25 protein-coding genes are annotated in these 21166 nt (G+C 58.6%); 11 read left to right on the top strand and 14 right to left on the bottom strand.

Translation table 11 applies throughout. From position 1 onward, the window contains the following. Positions 1–60 precede the first annotated feature (60 nt). The 4 genes from ACR0CG_RS09580 to ACR0CG_RS09565 form a co-directional block, all read right to left on the bottom strand. Positions 61–2739, bottom strand: a complete 2679-nt coding sequence (locus ACR0CG_RS09580; protein ID WP_480524387.1) for an ATP-binding protein — start codon at positions 2737–2739, stop codon at positions 61–63. Beyond that, entirely contained in the window at positions 2727–3041 is a 315-nt protein-coding gene (locus tag ACR0CG_RS09575; RefSeq protein WP_170807953.1) for a hypothetical protein, read from the bottom strand. The genes ACR0CG_RS09580 and ACR0CG_RS09575 overlap by 13 nt, the downstream gene beginning before the upstream one ends. Then, positions 3038–3418, bottom strand: coding sequence for a response regulator transcription factor (locus ACR0CG_RS09570; RefSeq protein ID WP_170680831.1), 381 nt, complete (start codon positions 3416–3418; stop codon positions 3038–3040). Before ACR0CG_RS09570 ends, ACR0CG_RS09575 begins: the two co-directional genes overlap by 4 nt. 78 nt (positions 3419–3496) lie before the next feature. Beyond that, positions 3497–4738 (bottom strand): short-chain fatty acyl-CoA regulator family protein, encoded by a 1242-nt coding sequence (locus ACR0CG_RS09565; protein ID WP_480524385.1) that lies wholly within the window; start codon positions 4736–4738, stop codon positions 3497–3499. A 278-nt stretch (positions 4739–5016) separates the two neighbouring features. On the opposite strand from ACR0CG_RS09565, the gene ACR0CG_RS09560 reads away from it, so the two are divergent. The 4 genes from ACR0CG_RS09560 (at position 5017) to aat (ending at position 8249) form a co-directional block, all read left to right on the top strand. Then, complete coding sequence (locus ACR0CG_RS09560) at positions 5017–5553, top strand: LuxR C-terminal-related transcriptional regulator (protein WP_170614692.1); 537 nt, start codon at positions 5017–5019, stop codon at positions 5551–5553. Positions 5554–5705: 152 nt separating this feature from the next. Continuing rightward, positions 5706–6209 carry an acetyl-CoA carboxylase biotin carboxyl carrier protein gene (accB, locus tag ACR0CG_RS09555; RefSeq protein WP_170614693.1) on the top strand — a complete coding sequence of 168 codons (504 nt, stop codon included), beginning with the start codon at positions 5706–5708 and terminating at the stop codon, positions 6207–6209. A 9-nt stretch (positions 6210–6218) separates the two neighbouring features. Continuing rightward, positions 6219–7568, top strand: a complete 1350-nt coding sequence (accC, locus tag ACR0CG_RS09550; protein ID WP_170614694.1) for an acetyl-CoA carboxylase biotin carboxylase subunit — start codon at positions 6219–6221, stop codon at positions 7566–7568. Between the two features lie 48 nt (positions 7569–7616). Continuing rightward, positions 7617–8249, top strand: a complete 633-nt coding sequence (gene aat / locus ACR0CG_RS09545) for a leucyl/phenylalanyl-tRNA--protein transferase (RefSeq protein WP_480524383.1) — start codon at positions 7617–7619, stop codon at positions 8247–8249. On the opposite strand, the gene ACR0CG_RS09540 is transcribed toward aat, so the two are convergent. The 6 genes from ACR0CG_RS09540 to ACR0CG_RS09515 form a co-directional block, all read right to left on the bottom strand. After that, positions 8213–8572 (bottom strand): DUF2155 domain-containing protein, encoded by a 360-nt coding sequence (locus ACR0CG_RS09540; protein ID WP_480524381.1) that lies wholly within the window; start codon positions 8570–8572, stop codon positions 8213–8215. The two genes, aat and ACR0CG_RS09540, sit on opposite strands and share 37 nt — an antisense overlap. Continuing rightward, complete coding sequence (mlaD, locus tag ACR0CG_RS09535; RefSeq protein WP_170614697.1) at positions 8569–9021, bottom strand: outer membrane lipid asymmetry maintenance protein MlaD; 453 nt, start codon at positions 9019–9021, stop codon at positions 8569–8571. The genes ACR0CG_RS09540 and mlaD overlap by 4 nt, the downstream gene beginning before the upstream one ends. 12 nt (positions 9022–9033) lie before the next feature. After that, positions 9034–9417, bottom strand: a complete 384-nt coding sequence (locus ACR0CG_RS09530) for an NADH:ubiquinone oxidoreductase subunit NDUFA12 (RefSeq protein ID WP_480524379.1) — start codon at positions 9415–9417, stop codon at positions 9034–9036. A 79-nt stretch (positions 9418–9496) separates the two neighbouring features. Next, positions 9497–9880 (bottom strand): RidA family protein, encoded by a 384-nt coding sequence (locus ACR0CG_RS09525; RefSeq protein WP_480524377.1) that lies wholly within the window; start codon positions 9878–9880, stop codon positions 9497–9499. A 188-nt stretch (positions 9881–10068) separates the two neighbouring features. Continuing rightward, entirely contained in the window at positions 10069–11337 is a 1269-nt protein-coding gene (clpX, locus tag ACR0CG_RS09520; RefSeq protein ID WP_170614700.1) for an ATP-dependent Clp protease ATP-binding subunit ClpX, read from the bottom strand. A gap of 133 nt (positions 11338–11470) precedes the next feature. Continuing rightward, a complete protein-coding gene (locus ACR0CG_RS09515; protein WP_170614701.1) occupies positions 11471–12103 on the bottom strand; it encodes an ATP-dependent Clp protease proteolytic subunit in 633 nt (210 codons plus the stop codon). Positions 12104–12444: 341 nt separating this feature from the next. Here ACR0CG_RS09515 and ACR0CG_RS09510 point away from each other — a divergent pair, with 341 nt between their 5' ends. The 3 genes from ACR0CG_RS09510 (at position 12445) to ACR0CG_RS09500 (ending at position 14088) form a co-directional block, all read left to right on the top strand. Further along, positions 12445–12786: a metalloregulator ArsR/SmtB family transcription factor gene (locus ACR0CG_RS09510; RefSeq protein WP_170614702.1), complete on the top strand. Its 342-nt coding sequence runs from the start codon at positions 12445–12447 to the stop codon at positions 12784–12786. A 244-nt stretch (positions 12787–13030) separates the two neighbouring features. After that, on the top strand, positions 13031–13240 hold the full coding sequence (locus tag ACR0CG_RS09505; protein WP_480524375.1) for a hypothetical protein: 210 nt from the start codon (positions 13031–13033) through the stop codon (positions 13238–13240). A gap of 380 nt (positions 13241–13620) precedes the next feature. Continuing rightward, positions 13621–14088: a type II toxin-antitoxin system Phd/YefM family antitoxin gene (locus ACR0CG_RS09500; protein ID WP_480524373.1), complete on the top strand. Its 468-nt coding sequence runs from the start codon at positions 13621–13623 to the stop codon at positions 14086–14088. A 99-nt stretch (positions 14089–14187) separates the two neighbouring features. On the opposite strand, the gene ACR0CG_RS09495 is transcribed toward ACR0CG_RS09500, so the two are convergent. Together ACR0CG_RS09495 and ACR0CG_RS09490 are read right to left on the bottom strand one after the other, a co-directional pair. After that, complete coding sequence (locus ACR0CG_RS09495) at positions 14188–14640, bottom strand: hypothetical protein (RefSeq protein ID WP_170680848.1); 453 nt, start codon at positions 14638–14640, stop codon at positions 14188–14190. A gap of 168 nt (positions 14641–14808) precedes the next feature. Beyond that, positions 14809–15294, bottom strand: coding sequence for a hypothetical protein (locus tag ACR0CG_RS09490; RefSeq protein ID WP_170807944.1), 486 nt, complete (start codon positions 15292–15294; stop codon positions 14809–14811). 492 nt (positions 15295–15786) lie between these two features. Here ACR0CG_RS09490 and ACR0CG_RS09485 point away from each other — a divergent pair, with 492 nt between their 5' ends. Together ACR0CG_RS09485 and ACR0CG_RS09480 are read left to right on the top strand one after the other, a co-directional pair. Continuing rightward, positions 15787–16107 (top strand): helix-turn-helix domain-containing protein, encoded by a 321-nt coding sequence (locus ACR0CG_RS09485; protein ID WP_480524371.1) that lies wholly within the window; start codon positions 15787–15789, stop codon positions 16105–16107. A gap of 68 nt (positions 16108–16175) precedes the next feature. Further along, entirely contained in the window at positions 16176–16808 is a 633-nt protein-coding gene (locus ACR0CG_RS09480; protein ID WP_480524369.1) for a hypothetical protein, read from the top strand. Between the two features lie 267 nt (positions 16809–17075). Here the strand turns inward: ACR0CG_RS09480 and lepA are convergent, their stop codons facing one another. Beyond that, complete coding sequence (lepA, locus tag ACR0CG_RS09475) at positions 17076–18875, bottom strand: translation elongation factor 4 (RefSeq protein WP_480524367.1); 1800 nt, start codon at positions 18873–18875, stop codon at positions 17076–17078. A gap of 520 nt (positions 18876–19395) precedes the next feature. On the opposite strand from lepA, the gene ACR0CG_RS09470 reads away from it, so the two are divergent. Both ACR0CG_RS09470 and ACR0CG_RS09465 read left to right on the top strand, forming a co-directional pair. After that, the gene (locus tag ACR0CG_RS09470; RefSeq protein ID WP_170614710.1) at positions 19396–19707 is read left to right on the top strand and encodes a hypothetical protein; all 312 of its coding nucleotides are present in this window, start codon (positions 19396–19398) and stop codon (positions 19705–19707) included. Between the two features lie 65 nt (positions 19708–19772). Beyond that, the gene (locus ACR0CG_RS09465) at positions 19773–20723 is read left to right on the top strand and encodes a LysR family transcriptional regulator (protein WP_480524365.1); all 951 of its coding nucleotides are present in this window, start codon (positions 19773–19775) and stop codon (positions 20721–20723) included. On the opposite strand, the gene ACR0CG_RS09460 is transcribed toward ACR0CG_RS09465, so the two are convergent. Beyond that, the gene (locus tag ACR0CG_RS09460; RefSeq protein WP_480524363.1) at positions 20720–21163 is read right to left on the bottom strand and encodes a low molecular weight protein-tyrosine-phosphatase; all 444 of its coding nucleotides are present in this window, start codon (positions 21161–21163) and stop codon (positions 20720–20722) included. The genes ACR0CG_RS09465 and ACR0CG_RS09460 overlap by 4 nt on opposite strands. Between the last annotated feature and the right edge of the window lie 3 nt (positions 21164–21166).

The following is a 21166-nucleotide window of genomic DNA, read 5'->3' as shown; positions in this document are numbered from 1 at the left end:
ATTCCGAATTCCAGGTTCAGGTGTAACCCAGCCAAAGTTACGAATGTCTTTAGACGGCCGTTATTGCGCAGCCTGCCGGTAGGCCAGCGGCAGGCTGACCCGGAACGCCGCCCCGCCCTGCCCCGCGAGATAGTTGATCTCGCCGCCCAGCCGCTGCACGATCTCGCGGCAGATCGCCAGACCCAACCCCGCCCCCTGGGCCTTTTCGACCCCTACGCGGGCAAATTTCTCGAACACAACCGAACGCGCTTCGGGGGGGATGCCAGTGCCATTGTCCACGAAGTCAATCACCACCTGACCGCCAATGTCATGAGCCGAAATCGTCAGTTCCGGATCAGCCGCGTCGCAGTATTTCTGAGCGTTCGAAATCAGGTTGATGAACACCTGGGCCAGGCGGTCCAGATCCGTGTGCAGCGGAATCCGTTCAGCACCACGCACCCGCCGCACGGTCAGGGTCTTTTCCGTTCCTGCAAGCGCGCTGGAGACCGCTCGATCCAGAACCGAGCGCAACGTGTCGTCCCCCATATTCAGACTGACCTTGCCACTTTCCAGAACACTCAAATCCAGCAGATCGTCCAGCAAACGAGTCAATCGCAACGCCTCGTCATGAATGATCGCGGCATATCGGGTCTGTTCCTCGCGCTTCAGTCCGTCCGTGTCACGCATGATCTCGGAAAAAGCCCGGATCGAGGTCATTGGCGTACGCAATTCGTGGCTGACCTGACTTAGGAATGTGTCCTTTTGCTCGGAAATCTGCGTCAGCTTCGTGTTGGCTTCGCGCAGTTTCCGCGCCGTGCGGCTGAGTTCTGCGGACTTTTCCTCAAGCTTGCTGGAATATTCCAGCAGTTCCGCGGATTCGTCCGCGACCGCCAGCAGATCTTCGACGGAAACCGATGCACCGCCAACGATCTGTCCGATCATGGCATGGGCTGTAGCGGCACCAACCGAACCGCTCAACTCGCGTTCCAGCCGTTCCAGAAACCCCGGCGTCGGTTCAGGCAGATCGGCGCGCCCGCCCTGTTGTCTGGCCTCGGACTGAAAGAACTCCTGCGCGGGACCTGCACCCAGAATCCGCTGGGTCATGATCATCAGATCTTCGCTTTGAGCGACCGAACCGGTCCAGCCACCCGGCGCGACAGAGTGATCAAAGACATTCACGAACTGCGCACCCTGCAGGCGTTCAAGCGGGCTGGGAAAGCTCAGCAGCGAGGCGATACAGAAGGCAACAGTGTTCAGAGACATGGACCACAGAACGGAATGCACCATCGGGTCGATCCCCTCGATCCCGAACAGCGCCTGTGGCCGCAGCCAGCCCCAACCGAACAGCCCGTTCTGCACGACGTTGTCAGGCATTATGGCGCCGCCCATTCCCGGCAGAAGCAGGGTATAGATCCACAGGACGAACCCAACGCTCAGCCCGGCAAGTGCTCCGGTTCGAGTGGCACCGCGCCAGAACAGGCCGCCGACCATTGCCGGCAGAATCTGGGATACACCCGCAAAAGCAATCAGACCGATCGAGGCCAAAGCCGCCCCGCCCCCTGATAGCCGGTAGTAAAAGTAGCCTAGCGCCATCAGGGCTGCGATGGACACACGGCGCGACATCAACACCACGTTGCGCACGTCACCCGAAACCGAACCGGAACCTTCCTGCGTGCTCAGCCAGATTGGCATGACGATATGGTTCGATACCATGGTCGACAGCGCCATCGCAGTCACGATCACCATAGACGTGGCCGAGGAGAACCCGCCGATAAAGGACAGCATCGCCAGCCAGTCATTGCCTTGCGACAGCGGCACGGTCAGAACGAACAGGTCCGGGTTCGAGCCTTCGGGCAACAGATCCAGCCCCACAACGGCAATCGGAACGACAAACAGACTCATCAGCAGCAAATACAGCGGAAATGCCCATGCAGCGGTTCGCAGATGACTTTCGTCATCGTTTTCCACCACCATGACCTGGAACATGCGCGGCAGACAGACAAAGGCAGCGGCGGACAGGAAAACAAAAGTGGTCCATCGGCCCGCATCCACGTTCCATCGACCGATATCCGACGCGTCGATACGCTCCATCATCGGGGAGATCCCCCCCGCAACGCCCCAGACCACAAACGCACCGACGGCAAGCAGGGCGAACAGTTTTACCACGGATTCCAACGCGATGGCCGTCACCACACCGTGGTGTCGCTCGTTCGCGTCCAGGTTGCGTGTGCCGAACAGGATGGCAAAAACGGCAAGACCTGCCGCAACCCAGAATACACTGGAACCTTCGCGATAGAGGCCCGAGGGGTCTGCTTCGGCAAAAATGGAAAAGGACAGGGTTATCGACTGTAGTTGCAGCGCGATGTAAGGCGTGCCGCCCAGTACCGCCAGAATAGTCACACAGATGGCCAGCGTGTTGGACTTGCCGTAGCGGGAGGAGATCAGGTCCGCGATCGAAGTCACACGCTGACTGCGTCCGACCCGGACCAATTTGCGCAGGCCCCACCACCAACCGATCATCACCAAAGTCGGCCCCAGATATATGGTCACGAATTCCAGCCCCGAACGGGCTGCGTTTCCGACTGCACCGTAGAAGGTCCAGGCGGTGCAGTAGATCGACAGGGACAGCGTATATATCAGCGGTGAACGCAGCCATTTACCCTTGCCCGCTGCCGCCATTCTGTCGGCGGCGAACGCAACGCCAAACAGCAACACCACATAGCCCAGGCAGACCAGGATCAGGACGTTCAGCGTTGCCATTGATCCGTATCCGCTTCGGTTTCATCGCGCCGGGACAAACGCCTGGCCGCATAGCCAAATCCCACGCTGGCCAGAATAAGCAGCCCCCAACAGGCAAAGATGTAATAGATGGCCGAGGACAATGGAACGCCGGCCCCGGCGCTATCCACCGAGGGCCATAACAGCGGGATTGCAACAAGGGCGCCGCCGAGAACGGGCAGCAACCGGGCCGCATCCATCAACCTGCGCCGACGATAGCCTTGACGTTCAAGAAACAGCGAAGACCGCCCCGCTGGCGGCTGATGGTCTTCGCTCTGGCTCATGTCCGGGTGGCCTGTGCGTGCAGGTCCCGCACCGCTGTCAGAACTTCGGCATTGGAAAACGGCTTGGTCATGAACCGACTGACCCCCGCATTTTCAGCCATTTCGCGGTCGCGGGACTGGCCCCGCGCAGTCAGCATCAGGACCGGCAGAGCTTTCATCTCGTCCAGCTCGCGTAAATCCCGCAGGATGTCCATGCCGTTTTTCCCCGGCAACATCACGTCTAGTATCACCAGATCAGGGTTTGCCCCCTGAATCACTTCAACAGCATCGGTACCCTCGGCATGGGTTTCGACCTGCCAGCCTTCACGCGTCAGCAAAAACCGAATGGCCTCAGCAATGTTCGGCTCATCCTCAATTAACAGAACCTTACGGCTCATATTTGCAATTCCTCCCCGAGACCGGCCACGCGCCTGGCGACCTGTCACATTCAGATTAAGCGCTATGTTACGAAACTGTCAAAAACCTTCACTCAGAATCGACGGTTCGCGGCGCGATCCGCATTCCGGGTTTGGGCACACACGGCAGCCGGGACCGGCGCGGACACTTGCATTACTTGTGTCTCCGGCAAACTCGACCGGTTGCACCAGCATGACAGACCGGTAATCCGGCCCGTCCTCGTGACCCGATATGCTATGCGGCCAGGCCACCGCATGACACTCGAATTCTGCCGCTGTTCTGCCAAGTTGCAGAACACGCCTGCGGATCGGCACCAATGGCCGGTTCAACGCCTGATACAACGGCCACAGCGGGCAGGCTTCGCCGTATCGCGGCAAGGCAAACCCTTGTACCGGCTTGAAGAAAAGGATGCTTCCCGAGGCGTCGCAGATCACGAGGCCTGTCGGGCGTGTCAGCGTGTCCTTGGGCAAAAAGGCCAGCCTGCGCAATACCGTGGCGTGGTCGACCGAAAACCGGGCCGCAAGTTTCAGCGGATCTGTTCCTGTATCAGCCAGAGCTGCCTTCAGTGGCTCAAGCGGCAGGGCCTGTGCGTCCTGTGCGTAGAGCCTCAGAAGATCGCGCGTGACGGCCCTGGCGGCACCAGAATCAAGCGCGTTGAGGTCTATTTCGCCGGTTGCTCCGTTCTCTTCGATCATTGGGAAATGGTGCGCATGATCCGAAAAGAACGCCTCGGCTTCTTCCAGTGGGACACCCCGGCGATCGTTTGCCGAGTCGTTGTCATCCAGATAGGCCACCAACGCCTTTGAACTGTCGGCCAGACGCTCTGCATCCTGATGCAGGTTTCGATGAAATCGGTCCTGCCACTCGGCCTCGATATCCCGGGTGTCGACCAGAATGGCTGCCGTGGATCGAATCGCTGCTGCCGTTGACAGAACCTCGTGCATGGATGCGGCCAGGTGCGGGTCATGCGTCAGGCGATCGGACAGTGTTTCGACTGTGCGTTCAAGCGACACGACCCGCCGATGCATCTGTGCCAGCACCTTCGCCCACCCAGGAAAGCGTCCGGCAAATTCTTCCAGCCCGTCAATTTCGGCGGAATGGCCGACCGATTCCGCCGCAGCCTCACGCAGGGCCGAAATCAGCGTGGCCTCAATACCTTGCGTCAGTACCGAAGGTTCCACCATCAGAACTGACGCTATATCGACCAACAGCTTACCGCCGATCCGGCGTCGATTGTGTTCGATCAGATTCAGGTAAGAGGCCGAAATGCCGACCTGCCGGGCAAGTTCGGACTGGCGCATACCAGCTATCTGCCGACGTTCCCTGATACGGCTTCCTGTCAATACACCCCGAATTGCAGCACCCTCCCTTCGGTTGCCGCTACTGTATATCCCAGATTTGTTTTCAGATAAAATTATTAATAAAAGAAGTTTATAGCATTATTTTCAACCGGTCTTTACACAATTGACAAGCTATACCGCACCATGCGTTTCGTTTAATATTCACCAACAGGCATCCCCGTTCGATCTATTTCTTCATACTACTTCATTTTCATCACAAATCCCGGCACGATACAGAAATGAGCGACCCTGCATTCGAATACGCGCCGATCGGCCTTGTCGAGTTGGAAAACCGGATCATCCGGCGATGCAATCTGCAATTCGCGCGCACCTTTGGCGGCGAAGAAGCGGAATATCGCAACATGCCGCTGCTGCATCTCTACCCGTCCGTGGCCGACTGGGAGCGCATTGGCGCACGCAGTCTGCAGGTGATGCGCGATACGGGCTACTACACGGATGAACGCGTCATGCGTCGGCGCAATGGCGATCTGTTCTGGTGCCGGGCGCGCGGGCGCTCGCTGACGCCTGATGACCCGTTTCGACATGGAATCTGGAGCTTTTCCGATATCTCCGAAGAACGGCCACTGGTTGAGTTGACCGCGCGGGAACGCGAAGTGGCCATCCTGTCGTGCCGGGGGCTATCCGCCAAGGAGATCGGCGGAGAACTGGGCCTGAGCTATCGCACCATCGAGGCCTACCGCGCGCGGCTTCTGGAGAAGTTCGGCGCCCGGAAACTGCCCGAGCTTGTCGCCAAATTGTCGGGGATGCCATTATGAGCGCCTCACCCCCTCACGTTTCCGAATAAAACCCCAATTTAGCAGGGCGAGACGGCACTTTTCATGACCGTGCGCATGGCTTATAACGCTGCCTAATCAGACCAAAGCCCGCACGAAACAGACGGGCCAAAGGGGAACCGTCGAGGACACTCATGACAGATACCAAGCACGAAGCGGATGTGGCGTTCATCAAGGCATTGGCCGAACTGTTGCGCGAAAATGACCTGACCGAATTGCAGGTCAAGCGCGAGTATGGCGAGGAAGACAGCCTGAACGTACGCGTCAGCCGCATGTCGCAGGCCGTGCCTGCCCCGGTTCAGATGACCGTTCCGGCCGCTGCACCGGTCGCTGCCGCCCCCGTTGCTGCTGCGGCTCCGGCCCCTGCGGAAGCGCCCGCCGCTGCCGAAGATCCCGCCAGCCACCCCGGCGCCGTGACGTCGCCCATGGTTGGCACTGTCTACATGCAGGCCGAACCCGGTGCACCCTCTTTCATCTCTGTCGGGGCATCCGTGTCCGAAGGCGACACGTTGCTGATTGTCGAGGCGATGAAGACCATGAACCACATCCACGCCCCCAAGTCGGGTACAGTCAAACGTATTCTGGTCGGCGATGGCGACGCTGTGGAATTCGGCACCCCTCTGGTCATCATCGAGTAAGGCGGGCCCATGTTCGACAAGATCCTGATTGCCAACCGAGGCGAGATCGCCCTGCGCGTGATCCGTGCCGCGCGCGAGATGGGGATTAAGACGGTCGCCGTGCATTCTACCGCTGACAGCGACGCCATGCATGTGCGTATGGCGGACGAATCGGTGTGTATAGGCCCTCCGCCCAGCCCGCAAAGCTACCTGTCGATGCCTGCGATCATATCGGCCTGTGAAATCACCGGAGCGCAGGCCATTCACCCCGGCTATGGCTTCCTGTCCGAGAATGCCGAGTTCGTGCAGATCGTCGAGGACCACGGCATTACCTTCATCGGCCCCACTGCAGAACATATCCGCATCATGGGCGACAAGATCACCGCCAAGGATACGATGAAAGCCCTGGGCGTGCCCTGCGTTCCGGGATCGGATGGCGGAGTGCCTGATCTGGCCACAGCCAAGCAGATCGGCGAGGAATTCGGCTATCCCGTCATCATCAAGGCCACCGCCGGTGGCGGCGGGCGCGGCATGAAAGTCGCGATGAATGCCGACGAGATGGAAAGCGCATTCATGACCGCGCGCGCCGAGGGCAAGGCCGCCTTTGGCAACGACGAGGTCTATATCGAGAAATACCTGACCACGCCGCGCCACATCGAGATTCAGGTGTTCGGCGATGGCAAAGGCAAGGCCGTACATCTGGGCGAGCGCGATTGTTCGCTGCAGCGTCGCCACCAGAAGGTGTTTGAAGAGGCCCCCGGCCCTTGCATCACCCCGGAAGAACGCGCCAAGATCGGCAAGGTCTGCGCAGATGCGGTGGCCAAGATTAACTACATCGGCGCCGGGACCATCGAGTTTCTCTATGAGAAAGGCGAGTTCTATTTCATCGAGATGAACACCCGCCTGCAGGTAGAACATCCCGTCACCGAAGGTATCTTTGGCGTCGATCTGGTGCGCGAGCAAATCCGCGTCGCCGCAGGTGAGCCGATGTCCTTCGGCCAGGACGATCTGGAGATCAACGGTCACGCCATCGAAGTTCGGATCAACGCTGAAAAACTGCCCAACTTCTCGCCCTGCCCGGGCAAGATCACAGCGTATCACGCGCCGGGCGGACTGGGCGTCCGGATGGATTCGGCGCTTTACGACGGGTATTCGATCCCGCCCTATTACGACTCTCTGATTGCCAAGCTGATCGTGCAAGGCCGTGACCGGGCCGAAGCGCTGGCGCGGCTGGAACGAGCGCTGGGTGAATTGATCGTCGACGGTATCGACACCACGGTTCCCCTGTTCCACGCGCTTTTGCAGGAATCCGACATTCACAGCGGTGACTACAACATTCACTGGCTGGAGCGTTGGCTTGCGCAAAACATGGCCCAGTAAGACAGCGGCATTGGGTGGTCACACCCACCCAATGCCCGGCCAAAAATCATGAGCCTGTCTCCTGAACTTCTGCTGCACGGGTATTCCATCGGTATCTTTCCGATGGCCGAGCACCGGGACGCGGCTGAACTGTTCTGGGTTGATCCCAAACTGCGCGGAGTGTTTCCGCTGGATGGGTTTCACATTTCCCGAAGCCTGGCCCGTCGCATACGAAACGCGGACTATTCTGTTTCAATCGATCGTGATTTCGCCGGGGTTGTCGATGGATGCGCAGACCGCGCGGACACCTGGATAAACGCCGAACTACGCGATCTATATCTGCAGCTTCATCGCTCGGGCCATGCCCATTCGCTGGAAATATACGCCCAAGGCAGATTGGTCGGAGGCGTCTATGGCGTGGCCCTCGGTGCCGCGTTTTTTGGCGAAAGCATGTTCTCTTACCGAACCGATGCGTCGAAGATCGCCCTTGCCTATTTGGTGGACCGATTAAGTCAGACCGGATTTCAATTGTTCGACACGCAGTTTCTGACCGCGCATCTAGCCTCGCTTGGCGCAATTGAAATCCCGCGCGCGCGCTACCAGCAGGCTCTGGAAAGGGCGGTCAATGCCAGCGCTCATTTTTCCGCCGAAATCTCTCAAACCCCTCAGGGGGTCATACAGCGGATTACCCAAACGTCATAACGGGAATGGTCCAGCGCATTCAGCGCGGGCGAGGTTGCAATCATCCAGCCGTCAAACAGTTGCTCGGTCTTGCCCTGTTCCCAGATTGTCAGGAAGGCAAACGCATCGCCGGTGGGGTTTTCAATCGGATACCTACAATCGCCCAGAGCGACATCCAGCCCAAAGATGGTCTGTGTCTCGCCGCTTTTCAACTCGACATCGACGGTCTGGCCACTGACCTTGTCCAGACCACGCAGCATGGCACCCGGCCCCGACGCTACTTTTTGCTGGGCCATTGCACCGGTTGCGGACAGGATAAGCGCCAAAAGCGCTGCGCGCATCATTCGCTGCCGTCTCCGGCCACAAACTTGACCAGCAGTGAGATCAGGCTGACGGCACCCTGCGTATCCTCGACCACGTCTCCGGGTTCAAAAAAGAAGGGCGAACCGCCGGGCATGACTTCAACAAAGTTCCCGCCGAGCAACCCCTCGGAAGAGATCACGATGGCACTGTCATCCGGTACCAAGACACCATCCGCAATCGTGAAGGTTGTATCGGCACGATAGGTATCGGCGTTCAGTTCGACACCCGTCACAGTCCCGATCTTCACCCCCGCCAAGCGCACGTCTGTTCCGACCCCCACACCTTCCAGGGATCGGAAGGATGCGCCCAGTTCATAGCCCGTGCGGTTTTGCGACAGGCCGGTGGATTGGCTGGCATAAACGCCAAATGCGACGGCGCATGCCAGTACAACACCGCCGACCAGAACTTCGGTCATGTTATGGGTAGACATCGCTCGCCTCGCCTATTCCGGGCTCCAGGCCTCATAGTCGGATCGCTCGACCGGTTCGGCCCGGCGCAACGATCCAGCAGGCATGTATGCCAAAGCTGTTCCCGTCAGGTTTTCCTGATGTGGTTTTTCCCAGGACTTGTGCGCAAGCGGCTTGTCGGTGGGCGGCTCATCCCAGGTACGGTGCAGCCAACCGTGCCAGTCCGGATCAATCCGGCTGGCCTCGACCTCGCCATTGAAGATGACCCAGCGCTTGCTATCATCGGCATTGCGGTAAAAAATATTGCCTTCGTTGTCTTCGCCAACCTTGATGCCATTGCGCGAGGTGAAAATCCGTGTGTTCAGGGTCGCCCCATTCCACCAGGTCACCGCCCGCAATAGAGTGTTCAGGATTCCCATCGGTTGCCTCCGGCATTTAAGTCAAGGAAGGTATGGACCAAAGGCCGGGCAAGGTCCAGTACCACGCAACGCATCTGCGTCATTCCGGCAAAACCGCGGTTACTTCTATTTCGATCCTGTATTTTGGGTCGATCAGGCCACACTCGATCATCGTCGCTGCCGGAGGGTGCTTTCCGAAAACTTCGGCCAGGATTGGCCAGCACGGTGCAAATTCCATCCGGTCCGGCAGCATATATGTGACCCGAACCACGTCGGCAAAACCCACCCCGGCCTCGGCCAGTGCCTTTTCGATGATGCCCAACGCGGACCGGCATTGTTCAACCACCGTATCGCCCTGCCCGACCGTGCCCGCGACATGAACAAACCCACCGGCCACAACCGCGCGGCAATATCCAACCTTGGCCTCAAACTCGCCGCCCGAGGAAATACGTTTGATCACACTGCTCTCCTTAAGAAGGTTCATCCGGGGTCTGCACCGCGGTGCTTTTGCGAGGCTCTGCCTCGCGCTCCGGGATATTTGCGGCCAGATGAACAAGGGATCCTTTATTCATCTGGCTAAAAATATCCCGGGGGAATCGCGGCCTGCCGCGATGGGGGCAGCCCCCCCCCTCGAAAGGCCGAAACCAACCGATTTTTTGAAACCGCGTCCGATCAACCCGCAGAGGCGGATTCCTGTCCGGCATCGGCATAGATGAACAGAGGCTGAGCGTCTGACATCACGGCCTCTTCATTGACCACCACTTCGGTCACGTTTTTCATCCCCGGCAGGTCGAACATGGTATCCAGCAGGATGTCTTCGAGGATCGAGCGCAAACCACGCGCGCCGGTCTTGCGTTCGATGGCCTTCTTGGCGATTGCCTGCAATGCGTCATCGGTAAAGGCCAACTCGGCATCTTCCAGCTCGAACAGACGCTGATACTGCTTGACCAAGGCGTTCTTGGGCTTGGTCAGGATGGTGACCAAAGCGTCCTCATCCAGATCTTCCAGCGTGGCCAGAACCGGAAGACGGCCGACAAATTCCGGGATCAGGCCGAATTTCAGCAGGTCTTCCGGCTCAAGATCCTTGAAAATCTCGCCGACACCGCGCTCGTCATTCTCTCGGACGTCTGCGCCGAAACCCATGGCCGAACCCTTGCCGCGCTGCGCGATGATCTTGTCGAGCCCGGCAAACGCACCGCCGCAGATGAACAGGATATTCGTGGTATCCACCTGCAGGAACTCCTGCTGCGGATGCTTGCGGCCACCTTGCGGCGGAACACTGGCCACGGTGCCTTCCATCAGTTTCAGCAGCGCTTGCTGGACGCCTTCGCCCGAGACATCGCGGGTGATCGATGGGTTTTCTGACTTACGCGTGATCTTGTCGACTTCGTCGATATAGACAATGCCGCGCTGCGCACGCTCGACATTGTATTCGCTGGCCTGAAGCAGCTTGAGGATGATGTTTTCGACATCCTCACCCACATATCCGGCCTCGGTCAGCGTCGTCGCATCCGCCATGGTAAATGGCACATCCAGAATCCGTGCCAGCGTTTGCGCCAGCAGGGTTTTGCCGCAACCGGTGGGGCCGATCAGCAGGATGTTCGATTTCGCCAGTTCGATATCATTGCCCGCCTTCTGGGCATGATTCAGGCGCTTGTAGTGGTTGTGCACGGCAACCGACAGAACCCGTTTGGCAGTGGCCTGACCGATGACATAATCGTCCAGCACCTCACAGATATCCTTAGGCGTTGGCACGCCATCTGAAGACTTCAGGCCGCTGGCCTTGGTTTCCTCGCGAATGATATCCATGCACAGCTCGACGCATTCGTCGCAAATGAACACGGTCGGGCCGGCAATCAGTTTGCGCACCTCATGCTGGCTCTTGCCGCAGAAACTGCAGTAGAGCGTGTTCTTGCCGTCACCGCCTGAATTCGTCGCCATGTTCTACCTTTCGGGCTCCATCCCAGCGACCCCATCGAGCCGCGCTTGCCGCCTTTTGACGCAGCTTAGGCCAGCGCCGGGGCCGCTACAATCTCAAAATCGCACCTCGCGCAGTGCGCGCGAGGTTTTGAACTCAGGCCTCTTCTCCGCCCATCTTGGCGCGGTTTTCGACGATCTCGTCGATATGGCCCCAGTCCTTGGCTTCTTCCGGGCTCATGAAATTGTCACGATCCAGCGCTTTTTCAACCGCCTTTTTGGTCTGTCCGGTATGACGCACGTAGATATCATACAGGCGATCCTTGAGCTTTTGCGTCTCGGCAGCATGGATCATGATGTCGCTGGCCTGACCCTGATAGCCACCGCTGGGCTGGTGCACCATGATCCGGCTGTTGGGCAGCGAAAAGCGCATGCCTTTCTCGCCCCCAGCCAGCAGAACCGAACCCATCGAGGCCGCCTGACCGATCACCAATGTCGAACATTTCGGCTTGATGTACTGCATTGTGTCGTAAATCGACAAACCGCTGGTGACGACGCCGCCGGGCGAGTTGATGTAGATCGAGATTTCCTTGTTCGGGTTTTCCGCCTCAAGGTGCAGCAGTTGCGCCACGATCAGGTGGCTCATGCCATCGTGTATCGGACCGTTGATGAAAATGATCCGCTCTTTCAGGAGGCGCGAGAAGATGTCGTATGCGCGCTCGCCCCGGCTGGTCTGTTCGACGACCATCGGGACAAGAGTGTTCATATATGTGTCTACGGGATCGAACATTCGGAACCTGCCTGCTTTGCTATGGATCGGGACACTACCCGAAGAAAAGTTACACGAGTCTTAGTATCGGCACAGAGGGGCTGCAAGGGGTCGGCTGACATCGGTCAGGTATTCTTGCTTTTGGAATTGTCGAGTGGCATTTGAGGGCGCCCGTGGTTCGGATCGGTGTCCGGAAAATCATCGAAATGCGGTTTGGCTTCGGTGGCGTATGTCTTTCATCACGGTATTTTGATGCGTGCATATTGTGATGCATGATCAATAACTGTATCTACACAGCCCATATTGAGCGTCTGTAATTGGTTAACACCTGCCCTTTTATCGGGCCAAGAAGGATCGGAACAATGGCACTGCCTCAGCTCGCACAGGACATGAACCCTGAAGACCTGGACCGTATGGTGACCAGCGCGACAGAAGCGTCCAACTTTCTAAAAGCTATCAGTCACGAGGGTCGCCTCATGATCCTGTGCCATCTGGTATCTGGAGAGAAATCTGTGACCGAGCTGGAGACGTTGCTGTCTGCCCGTCAGGCCGCTGTGTCGCAACAACTTTCCCGTTTGCGGTTGGAAGGCCTTGTGACGCCCCGCCGGGAAGGCAAAGCCATTTATTATCGCCTGGCAGATGATCGCCCGCGCCGGATACTGGAAGTGGTTTACGAGCTATTCTGCGCCGGGAAACACGCCTGACAACTGTTCCACTACGGACAACGGACAGACCGAATAACTCAATGGTCACATACTGAACAACCGCCGAAGACCCTCCGCATATTGCGTCGGCGGCAGCAGTGTACCCTATATATAGTTGCGCACCTCAAAAAGGTCATGTAGGATGTTACCCACAGGTGCATAGACGCGGCATTGCATATCCTGATACAAATGCGGGGTTCTTTTGCTCAAGCAAAAGAACCCCGCTCTCGTTGGCAGGTGAGTAGTGGCAGCCTGTATGAACCCGGGGTTCGAAAAAGGAAAAGGCGTCAGGTGCGCAGACGCGGTCTTTGCATGTATCCTTGCGGACACCCCTGACGCCTTGCCTGTCCGATCCGTCCCGAAAGACATCACGATCCAGTTGCCCGGCCCCCGAAAGGACCAAAGCCGCTACGTCACGCTCAATGTCGCGGCGCAGCACGCACGAACCGTCTGAGAGGCTGATCATCTGATCCGGACATAAAGCCCAACTCAACCGATCCTCCACCGGTAAGCCATTGTGATCAAAACTAAATCCTAAGATCCGCTTTCATCACCGCGGCCCCCTTGGCCCTTGCGTCCCGCTTGGGTTCCTAAGAACCGTTGCGGTGATCAGACTGTTACATTCACACCATCAACCGACAAGAAAATAGCACTGCAGCATGAAAATTAGACGGGGATAACCTGTTGGTATCCGCCGGGAAAGAGTTGTGGACAACTCTGAAATCCGCGATGCCGCGTGGGGTTGAGGGTGGATAAGTCCGGACATGAAACAGCGGCCCAATTTTGGACGATTTCTGCAGGTGCGAAGGCCCCGCGCAGTGCCCTAGGCCGAAATTGCAGGGTTTGTACATCCATCGGCCCCCCGATCTTTCGAATCGTACATACGGAGATTCGCCGATACGCTGCACCATTTCCAACGCCCGCGCCCATCTGGGTGATCTGGTCACCCGTGCCCAGGATTCCCGCGCAGTGATCATCCTGACCCGCCACGGCAAACCGCAGGCTGCGTTGATCTCGATCACCGAGGCCAGCCGGATCTGGCACCTGCAGGACGATGACAAGGTCGGGTGGAAACATCTTCTGAGCGGCATCCGCGGAGTGTGGTCGCGGGGGCGGAACAGTCCGGGGATGGAACCGGAGCCGGACGGCATCTACGTCACCGCGCGCGGGGCCGCGCTGAAGGTTCGCGAAATCCAGATGACCCGCGCCGAGGAACGCCGCATTCTTGCGCGGGGCGGTCTGGATCCTGTCGCGGGCGGCGAGCTTGCCGCCCGGCCCGTCCCCTCCTGGCGGAGACGCTGATTCCGTTTTTGAGAAGCGTTCCGGCCCGGGCGGGATTACCTATTACGCGCTGCCAACGACAGCCAGTACCCCCTACAGCCCGACCGGGCCGGAAACACTTCAGTTCACCTGACGTTCCAGAACAGTGCTGTAGGTCGTTCCGTTCCGCAGGCTACGGAAATCCGCATAGATCTTGCCATCCTCATAGCGGGCATCGATCAGGGCATTCACGCCAATCGTCGGATCGGCCGAGCTTTCGACGATGCCGATCTTGCCCGACCCGTCCAGACTGACCGAGCCTGTGGCGTCATAGACAGTCCAGTCCTCGCTGGCCGCACGCCGCCATTTGCTGGGTCCCCAGAACACGTTGTCCTGCTGCTTTTCGATATGCAGCACCCATTCGGCATTGTTAAAGCGCGGCACGTCACCGGTGGCGGTACGCGAGGGCGATACCGTGGTGTAGCTGCCGGCCCAGGTGCCGCGCAGATCCGGTGTGGCATCTGCCAGCGCGGCGGTTCCAAGGGCGAGTGTGGTGGCCAGAGCGGCGGCTCCGGCGGTCATGTATCTGGTCATGGGCTCTCTCCTTCTCTCTGCCAAACAGATTGGGAGGGTGAAAGCGGGTTACAACTTACCTAAGGGAAACTTCATGATCGGTTCATCTAACGCTCAGGCGATGCCCACGCGGATCGGGCGCGCGAACCCCTGCCCGCGCGCCCGATACCATGGCTTTAAACTTTTTAGTCAGTTCATCGTGATACTGCCGGTTATCGTGTTCACAAACGTCTTGGTTTCCGGATCGGTCAGCGACGAAAACGTGCCGCTCCCCGACGCGGTGCCCCATCCGCCGGTGCCACCCGACACGGTCCAGTCCCCGGTCAGCGCGCCATCCGCGCCGAGGCCCTTGGCGACCCAGCTCAGCACCGCCTTGTCCCCTGACGCGGTGTCGAACACGCAGTTGCCGGTGCCCGAGGCCGCGCCCGCATTGATCAGCAACGCGCCAAAACAGGCCCCTGTCGCCCCTTCCAGCGGATGGCCGGACGGGACCTCGAAACTGTCGTAGTTGGTCTGCGTTTTCACCACCGCGTGGCCGTCAGAAATGCCGTAGACTTCGTTGGCATTCATACCCATCCCCTTGCCTGCGGAATCATAGGTTTCCCCGGATGCCGAGGCAGCGAACAGTCCGATGGCAAGGACAGAGATTGCGGTCGTCTGAAAGAACTTTTGCATTATACCCTCTCGTTTCTGAGGCCTGGGCGTTGCAAGTTTCCGGACAAGAAATGCGTCCACCTGAACTCGGTCCCCCGGAGAGACAATACCACATTCTGATCAGATGGTTGGGTCTAAATTGCGCGTATGGCGTAGCGGGTGGTCGGTGAAAGTGAGAGCAGCGGTTGGCCCGAGGGGGTGAGCGGCGTCCCGGAATTCGTCCAGTGGACGAATTCAGCCGCGAACGGGCGGAACCCCGGGGCGCAAACGCGCCGCCCGTTTTGCCGGAGGCAAACCTTCGGTTTGACGGGGGCAGGTCGGCGCGGCCCGGCGGTGCTACCGGGCGGGTGGGTTGAATTGAGCACATTAATAGTAGCAACATACGCTGCGCCCCGCCGACCAAATCTCGTACCACCTAACACCCAAAATACAATAAATTGTATGTCTCCATAGGAAATAATTGACAATTTACGTAAATTGTCAAATACTCCTGCCTATGCAGGAGAGCAGAACATGACAATTTCACCATTCAGTCAGGAGTTCCAAAACCTGGCACGAGTTTGCGCAAAGAACTACAAGGCAATCGCTGCCGAAATGGAGGTTTCACCAGCTCTACTCGCGCGCGTTCTAAATGGCTCCCGCCCACCGACAACCAGCTTCGTGGACAGTTGCGTCAAAGTTTTTGAGCTATCACCAGAGGAAGCCGAGAACCTAAGATACCTCGCGGCAATCAGCCAAGAAAAGCTCTCCCTTAGGCCAAGAGATACAAACGAAGCCACCAAAATCCTTGCCTTTTTCCGCGAACTGCGCGGCCCAGATTATCTTCCGGAGTAAGCTTGATGCCAATTCCCTTTCCAACATCACCTTATTCGAACCTCCGCGATCCCAGACCAAAGAGGATCATGTCGATCGAGCGTCTATTTGAGATCGTTGAGAAAGCCAGTCAACTGCGCCTTTGTGGGGCAGGTGTGATGGAGCCAATTTGTATGTTGAATATGCTCAAAGAAAACCTTCCCGAAGGTGTATTCTACATGCCTTACGACGAAGCTTTTCATGCCAATGGGTCACTGTTCAAGAGCATACCTGCGTTCTGCGACTACAGTGGAGGAACTATTCTGTATCTTCGGGAATATGTCTGGTTGGATTTGTTCGAGGATCAATCTACCAACGAGCGGAGACAAGCGGTCGACGAAGTCATTGGCCATGAGTTTGGGCACATATTTCTGAAAAGCCACAAACGTAAGCTATCGGCCAGAGCCAGGAATTCAGGTTTCAACACAAGCAAACGTGCAGCCAAAGATACTTCGGTTACCACCGAAGCAAAACACGCCATCCGTCATCGAAACTTAGACCTAGAAGAAGAGGCCGATTTCTTCGGCATAGCTTTACAAGTTCCCGTGTCACATCTCGACGGAAACCTCTCTATCGAACAAATCGCTGAAACTTATGCAGTTTCGCATAAGGTAGCGTACCTAGCCGCGATGCTCGCCAAGGACTACCACCGAGCGAAGGCTATCATTCAACAAAAAAAGTAGTGAACGAATGGTAGGAGCAGTGAAATGGACTATGGAGTTATCGCGCTACTTGGTATTGCGGCGCTATTGCTAGTCGTGATTGTCGCCATTTGGAGAAAAACTCCAATTAGCGCAGTCTGGAAGTACCCAAAAGGCGAGTTACGATTTCGCTTGGGACACGATGATGATTAGCGATCAGGTTTTTTGTTTTCCATCCACCCCAAACAGCGGGCACGCAGTTGGCTGCGCCAACCGCTTTCGCCCACCCGCCGTAAAACTGGCCAGCTTTTAGCTGTCCATTTTTAAGGCGCTAATAAACGCCTCCTGCGGGATATCGACCTTCCCGAACTGACGCATCTTCTTCTTACCCGCCTTCTGCTTGTCCAACAGTTTGCGTTTCCGCGTGGCGTCGCCTCCGTAGCATTTGGCGGTCACGTCCTTGCGTAGGGCCGAGAGGGTCTCGCGGGCGATCACCTTGCCTCCGATGGCGGCCTGGATCGGGATTTTGAACATGTGGCGCGGGATCAGGTCCTTGAGCTTTTCGCACATCGCCCGACCTCGCATCTCGGCCCGGTCGCGGTGAACCATGGTCGACAGCGCGTCGACCGGTTCGTCATTCACAAGGATCGACATCTTGACCAGCGCGTCCTCCCGGTAGCCGGTCATCTGGTAGTCGAAGCTGGCATAGCCCTTGGTCACCGATTTCAGGCGGTCGTAGAAGTCGAAGACGACCTCGTTCAGCGGCAGGTCATAGACGACCATGGCGCGGCTGCCCGCATAGGTCAGGTCCAGCTGGATGCCACGGCGATCCTGACACAGCTTCAGCACGTCGCCGAGGTATTCGTCGGGCACCAGAATGGTCGCCTTGATGCGCGGTTCTTCCAGGTGGTCGACCTTGGACAGGTCCGGCATGTCGGCGGGGTTGTGCAGCTCGATCATCTCACCGTCTTTCATGTAGACGTGGTAGATCACCGACGGCGCCGTGGTGATGAGGTCGATATCATATTCGCGTTCGATGCGGTCGCGGATGACCTCGAGGTGCAAGAGGCCCAGGAAACCGCAGCGGAAGCCAAAGCCCAGCGCGGCCGAGGTTTCCATTTCAAAGCTGAAACTGGCATCGTTCAGCGCTAGTTTGTCGATCGCGTCGCGCAGGTCCTCGAATTCGGCCGAGTCCACGGGAAAGAGACCGCAGAAGACCACCGGCTGCGCGGGTTTGAAGCCCGGCAGGGCGACCTCGGTGCCATTGCGGTCATTGGTGATGGTGTCACCGACGCGGGTGTCACGGACCTGCTTGATGGAGGCGGTGAGAAAGCCGATCTCGCCGGGGCCAAGGCTGTCGATCATCTGCATTTCGGGCCGGAACACCCCGACGCGGTCGACATGGTGCAGGGTGCCGTTCGACATGAACTTGACCCGCATACCCTTTTTCAACGTGCCGTCCATGATGCGGACCAGAACGATCACACCCAGATAGGCGTCGTACCACGAGTCGACCAGCATCGCCTTGAGCGGCGCGTCCAGAGTGCCCTTCGGCGCGGGCAGTTGACGCACGATGGCTTCCAGCGTCTCATGGATGCCCTGCCCGGTTTTTGCCGAAACCTGAATGGCGTCGGTCGCGTCGATGCCGATCACGTCCTCGATCTGCTCGGCCACGCGGTCACAGTCGGACGCGGGCAGATCGATCTTGTTCAGTACCGGAACGATCTCATGATCGGCGTCGATGGCCTGATACACGTTCGCAAGCGTCTGCGCCTCGACCCCTTGGGTCGAGTCCACGACCAGCAGCGAGCCTTCGACCGCGCGCATGGACCGCGAGACCTCATAGGCGAAGTCGACGTGGCCGGGGGTGTCGATCAGGTTCAAGACGTATTGCTCGCCGTTGTCGGCGGTATAGTCGATGCGGACCGTGTTGGCCTTGATGGTGATGCCCCGTTCGCGCTCGATGTCCATGCTGTCGAGCAGCTGTTCCTTCATGTCGCGATCCTGCACCGTTCCGGTCTCCTGGATGAGCCGGTCGGCAAGGGTGGATTTGCCATGGTCGATATGGGCGACGATGGAGAAATTGCGGATATGAGCGAGGTCTGTCATGTTCCGCGTATTAGCGGGTTTTTTAAGGCGGTCAAGGTGGAGAACGACTGCAATCGGAACCTGAGCCAAGAAAGAATTGGAGCTTGGCAAACGAATGCCGACAATACTGTGCTCTGCGGTGGGTTGCAGTGAAACTGCCGTCACCTGCATCGGCAATCGTGTCTTGCCTGAGGGACGATGCTGAAGGTTGGATTGGAAGACCTGCAGGTCTGGTGCGCGCAGAGCTGATCCTGCCGAAGAAGGGGTCATTCGATGGAACATTCCGGTCGCCGGGGCCAGTGCATACTGCCGAGTATTCCAGACAATCGAAGGGTCAATTGAAGCTGTTCAAGAGTGGTTGGCGTTCCTGCCTTGAACGGTGCCGGGGTTGAAGCCCGGCCTACGGGTGTGGCGGGGGTGACCACGGTAATCACTTTTTCGCAACGCATGATTGATCCGAACCCCCGATTAATTCATACTCCGCCGCAGACCGAGAGGGGCACAAGACCCGTCCGGGCAGGCAAAAAAACGAGGCTCGAGTATGAAACAGTTCCTCTTAATCGCATTCTGTGCGGCGTCGCTGACGGCGGTGGCTCCGGCCCCTTCCTATGCGGCCAAGATCAAACAGGCATGTCTGGCGTCCGACCGGGCGGCGGCGACGCGGGATCGGTGCAGCTGCATTCAGCATGTGGCCAATCAGGCATTGACGCGCAGCGACCAGAAGACCGTCGCCAAGTGGTTTACCGACCCACACAAGGCGCAGGAGTTGAAGATGTCGAAAACTGCGCGCGATGACGCGCTGTGGGATCGGTATCAGAACTTCGGCCAGATGGCGCAGGCGATCTGCAGCTAAGCCGGACGCAATCCTTGACCTGACGCCCGCTGCCCCTCAGAAAAGGCGCAGCGAGAGGATTTTGCATGGTTATGAAAGGGCTGAGCTTGCGCGGCCTCGAAGTGTTCGAGGCGCTGGCGCGGACGGGATCGGTAGCGCAGGCGGCCGAGATCACCGGGCTCAGCCAGCCGTCGGTCAGCCAGCAGTTGCGCAATCTGGAAAACGCGCTGGGGGCTGAACTGGTGGATCACGGGCGGCGACCGATGCGGCTGACGCAGGCCGGGCGCAGCTTTCTGGCCCGGACCAGGGCCGTGCTGGCCGAATTGCAGATGGCGCAGAGCGAGCTTTCCGTGATGGACCTGGGGCATCTGGCCACGCTGTCCATCGGTCTGATCGACGATTTCGACAACGAACTGACCCCACGCCTGGCAACGTTGCTGGCCGACAGCCTGACCCGGTCGAAATTCAAGCTGATCACGCTGTCCAGCCTTGACCTGTTTCAGGCGCTTGAGGAGCAGCGGTTGCATCTGGCGGTCTCGGCCCATAGCGGCGAGGTGCTGGAGGGGGTGGTCGAGTATCCCCTGGTCCGCGATCCGTTCATACTGGTGGCCCCCAAGGGCGCCGGAGGTGTGGAGGCCTCGCTGCGGGACTTGCCGTTCCTGCGGTATGCCCGCGAACAGTTGATCAGCCGCCAGATCGAGAGCCAGTTGGCGCGGCAGCAGGTCGAGTTCGAGGAACGGTTCGAGATCGGCTCGCACCTGGCGCTGATGGCGATGGTGGCGCGGGGCTTGGGCTGGGCGATCACCACACCGCTGGGCTATATGCGGGCGGCGCGGTTTCATGACGGGCTTGAAGTCTACCCGGCCCCGTTCGGAGAGTTTTCGCGCACCATCTCACTGTTCACCCGCACGGACTGGCCCGACGAGGTTCCGCGCGAGATTGCGGGCATGATTCAAAGGCTGATGCGGAGCCATATCCTTGACCCCGCGATCGAGCAGGTGCCGTGGCTCAGCGACCGGCTGAAGGTGATCGGCTAATCCCTCAGGTGGGCGTCAAGCCCTTCGACCGCCGCTTCGATCAGGTCAAGCGCACCGTCAAAATCACGGGTATAGTACGGATCGGGCACATGATCGGCCCCGGTCTGGGGCGCGAAGTCCGTCAGCAGGCGGACAGAGGTTTGGTTGCCCGGTGGGCGCAAGGCCTCGATGTCTGCGATGTTGCTGGCGTCCATCCCGATGATCAGGTCGAACCGGTTGAAATCGGCCGCCAGGAACTGCCGCGCGCGCAGGTCGCTCAGGTCGATGCCCCGGGTGCGGGCGGCGGTCTGCATCGGGCCATAGGGCGGATTGCCGGTGTGCCAGCCCATGGTGCCGGCGCTGTCGGTTTCGTGCTGCGGGGCACGGGCGCGGAACACGCCCTCGGCCGCGGGTGAGCGGCAGATGTTGCCGAGACAGACAAACAGGATACGGTGGGTCATAGT

This window comes from Ruegeria sp. AB8 (assembly GCF_056542605.1).
The sequence above is the reverse complement of the archived record's forward strand: the minus strand, read 5'-3'. Positions and strand labels throughout refer to the sequence as shown.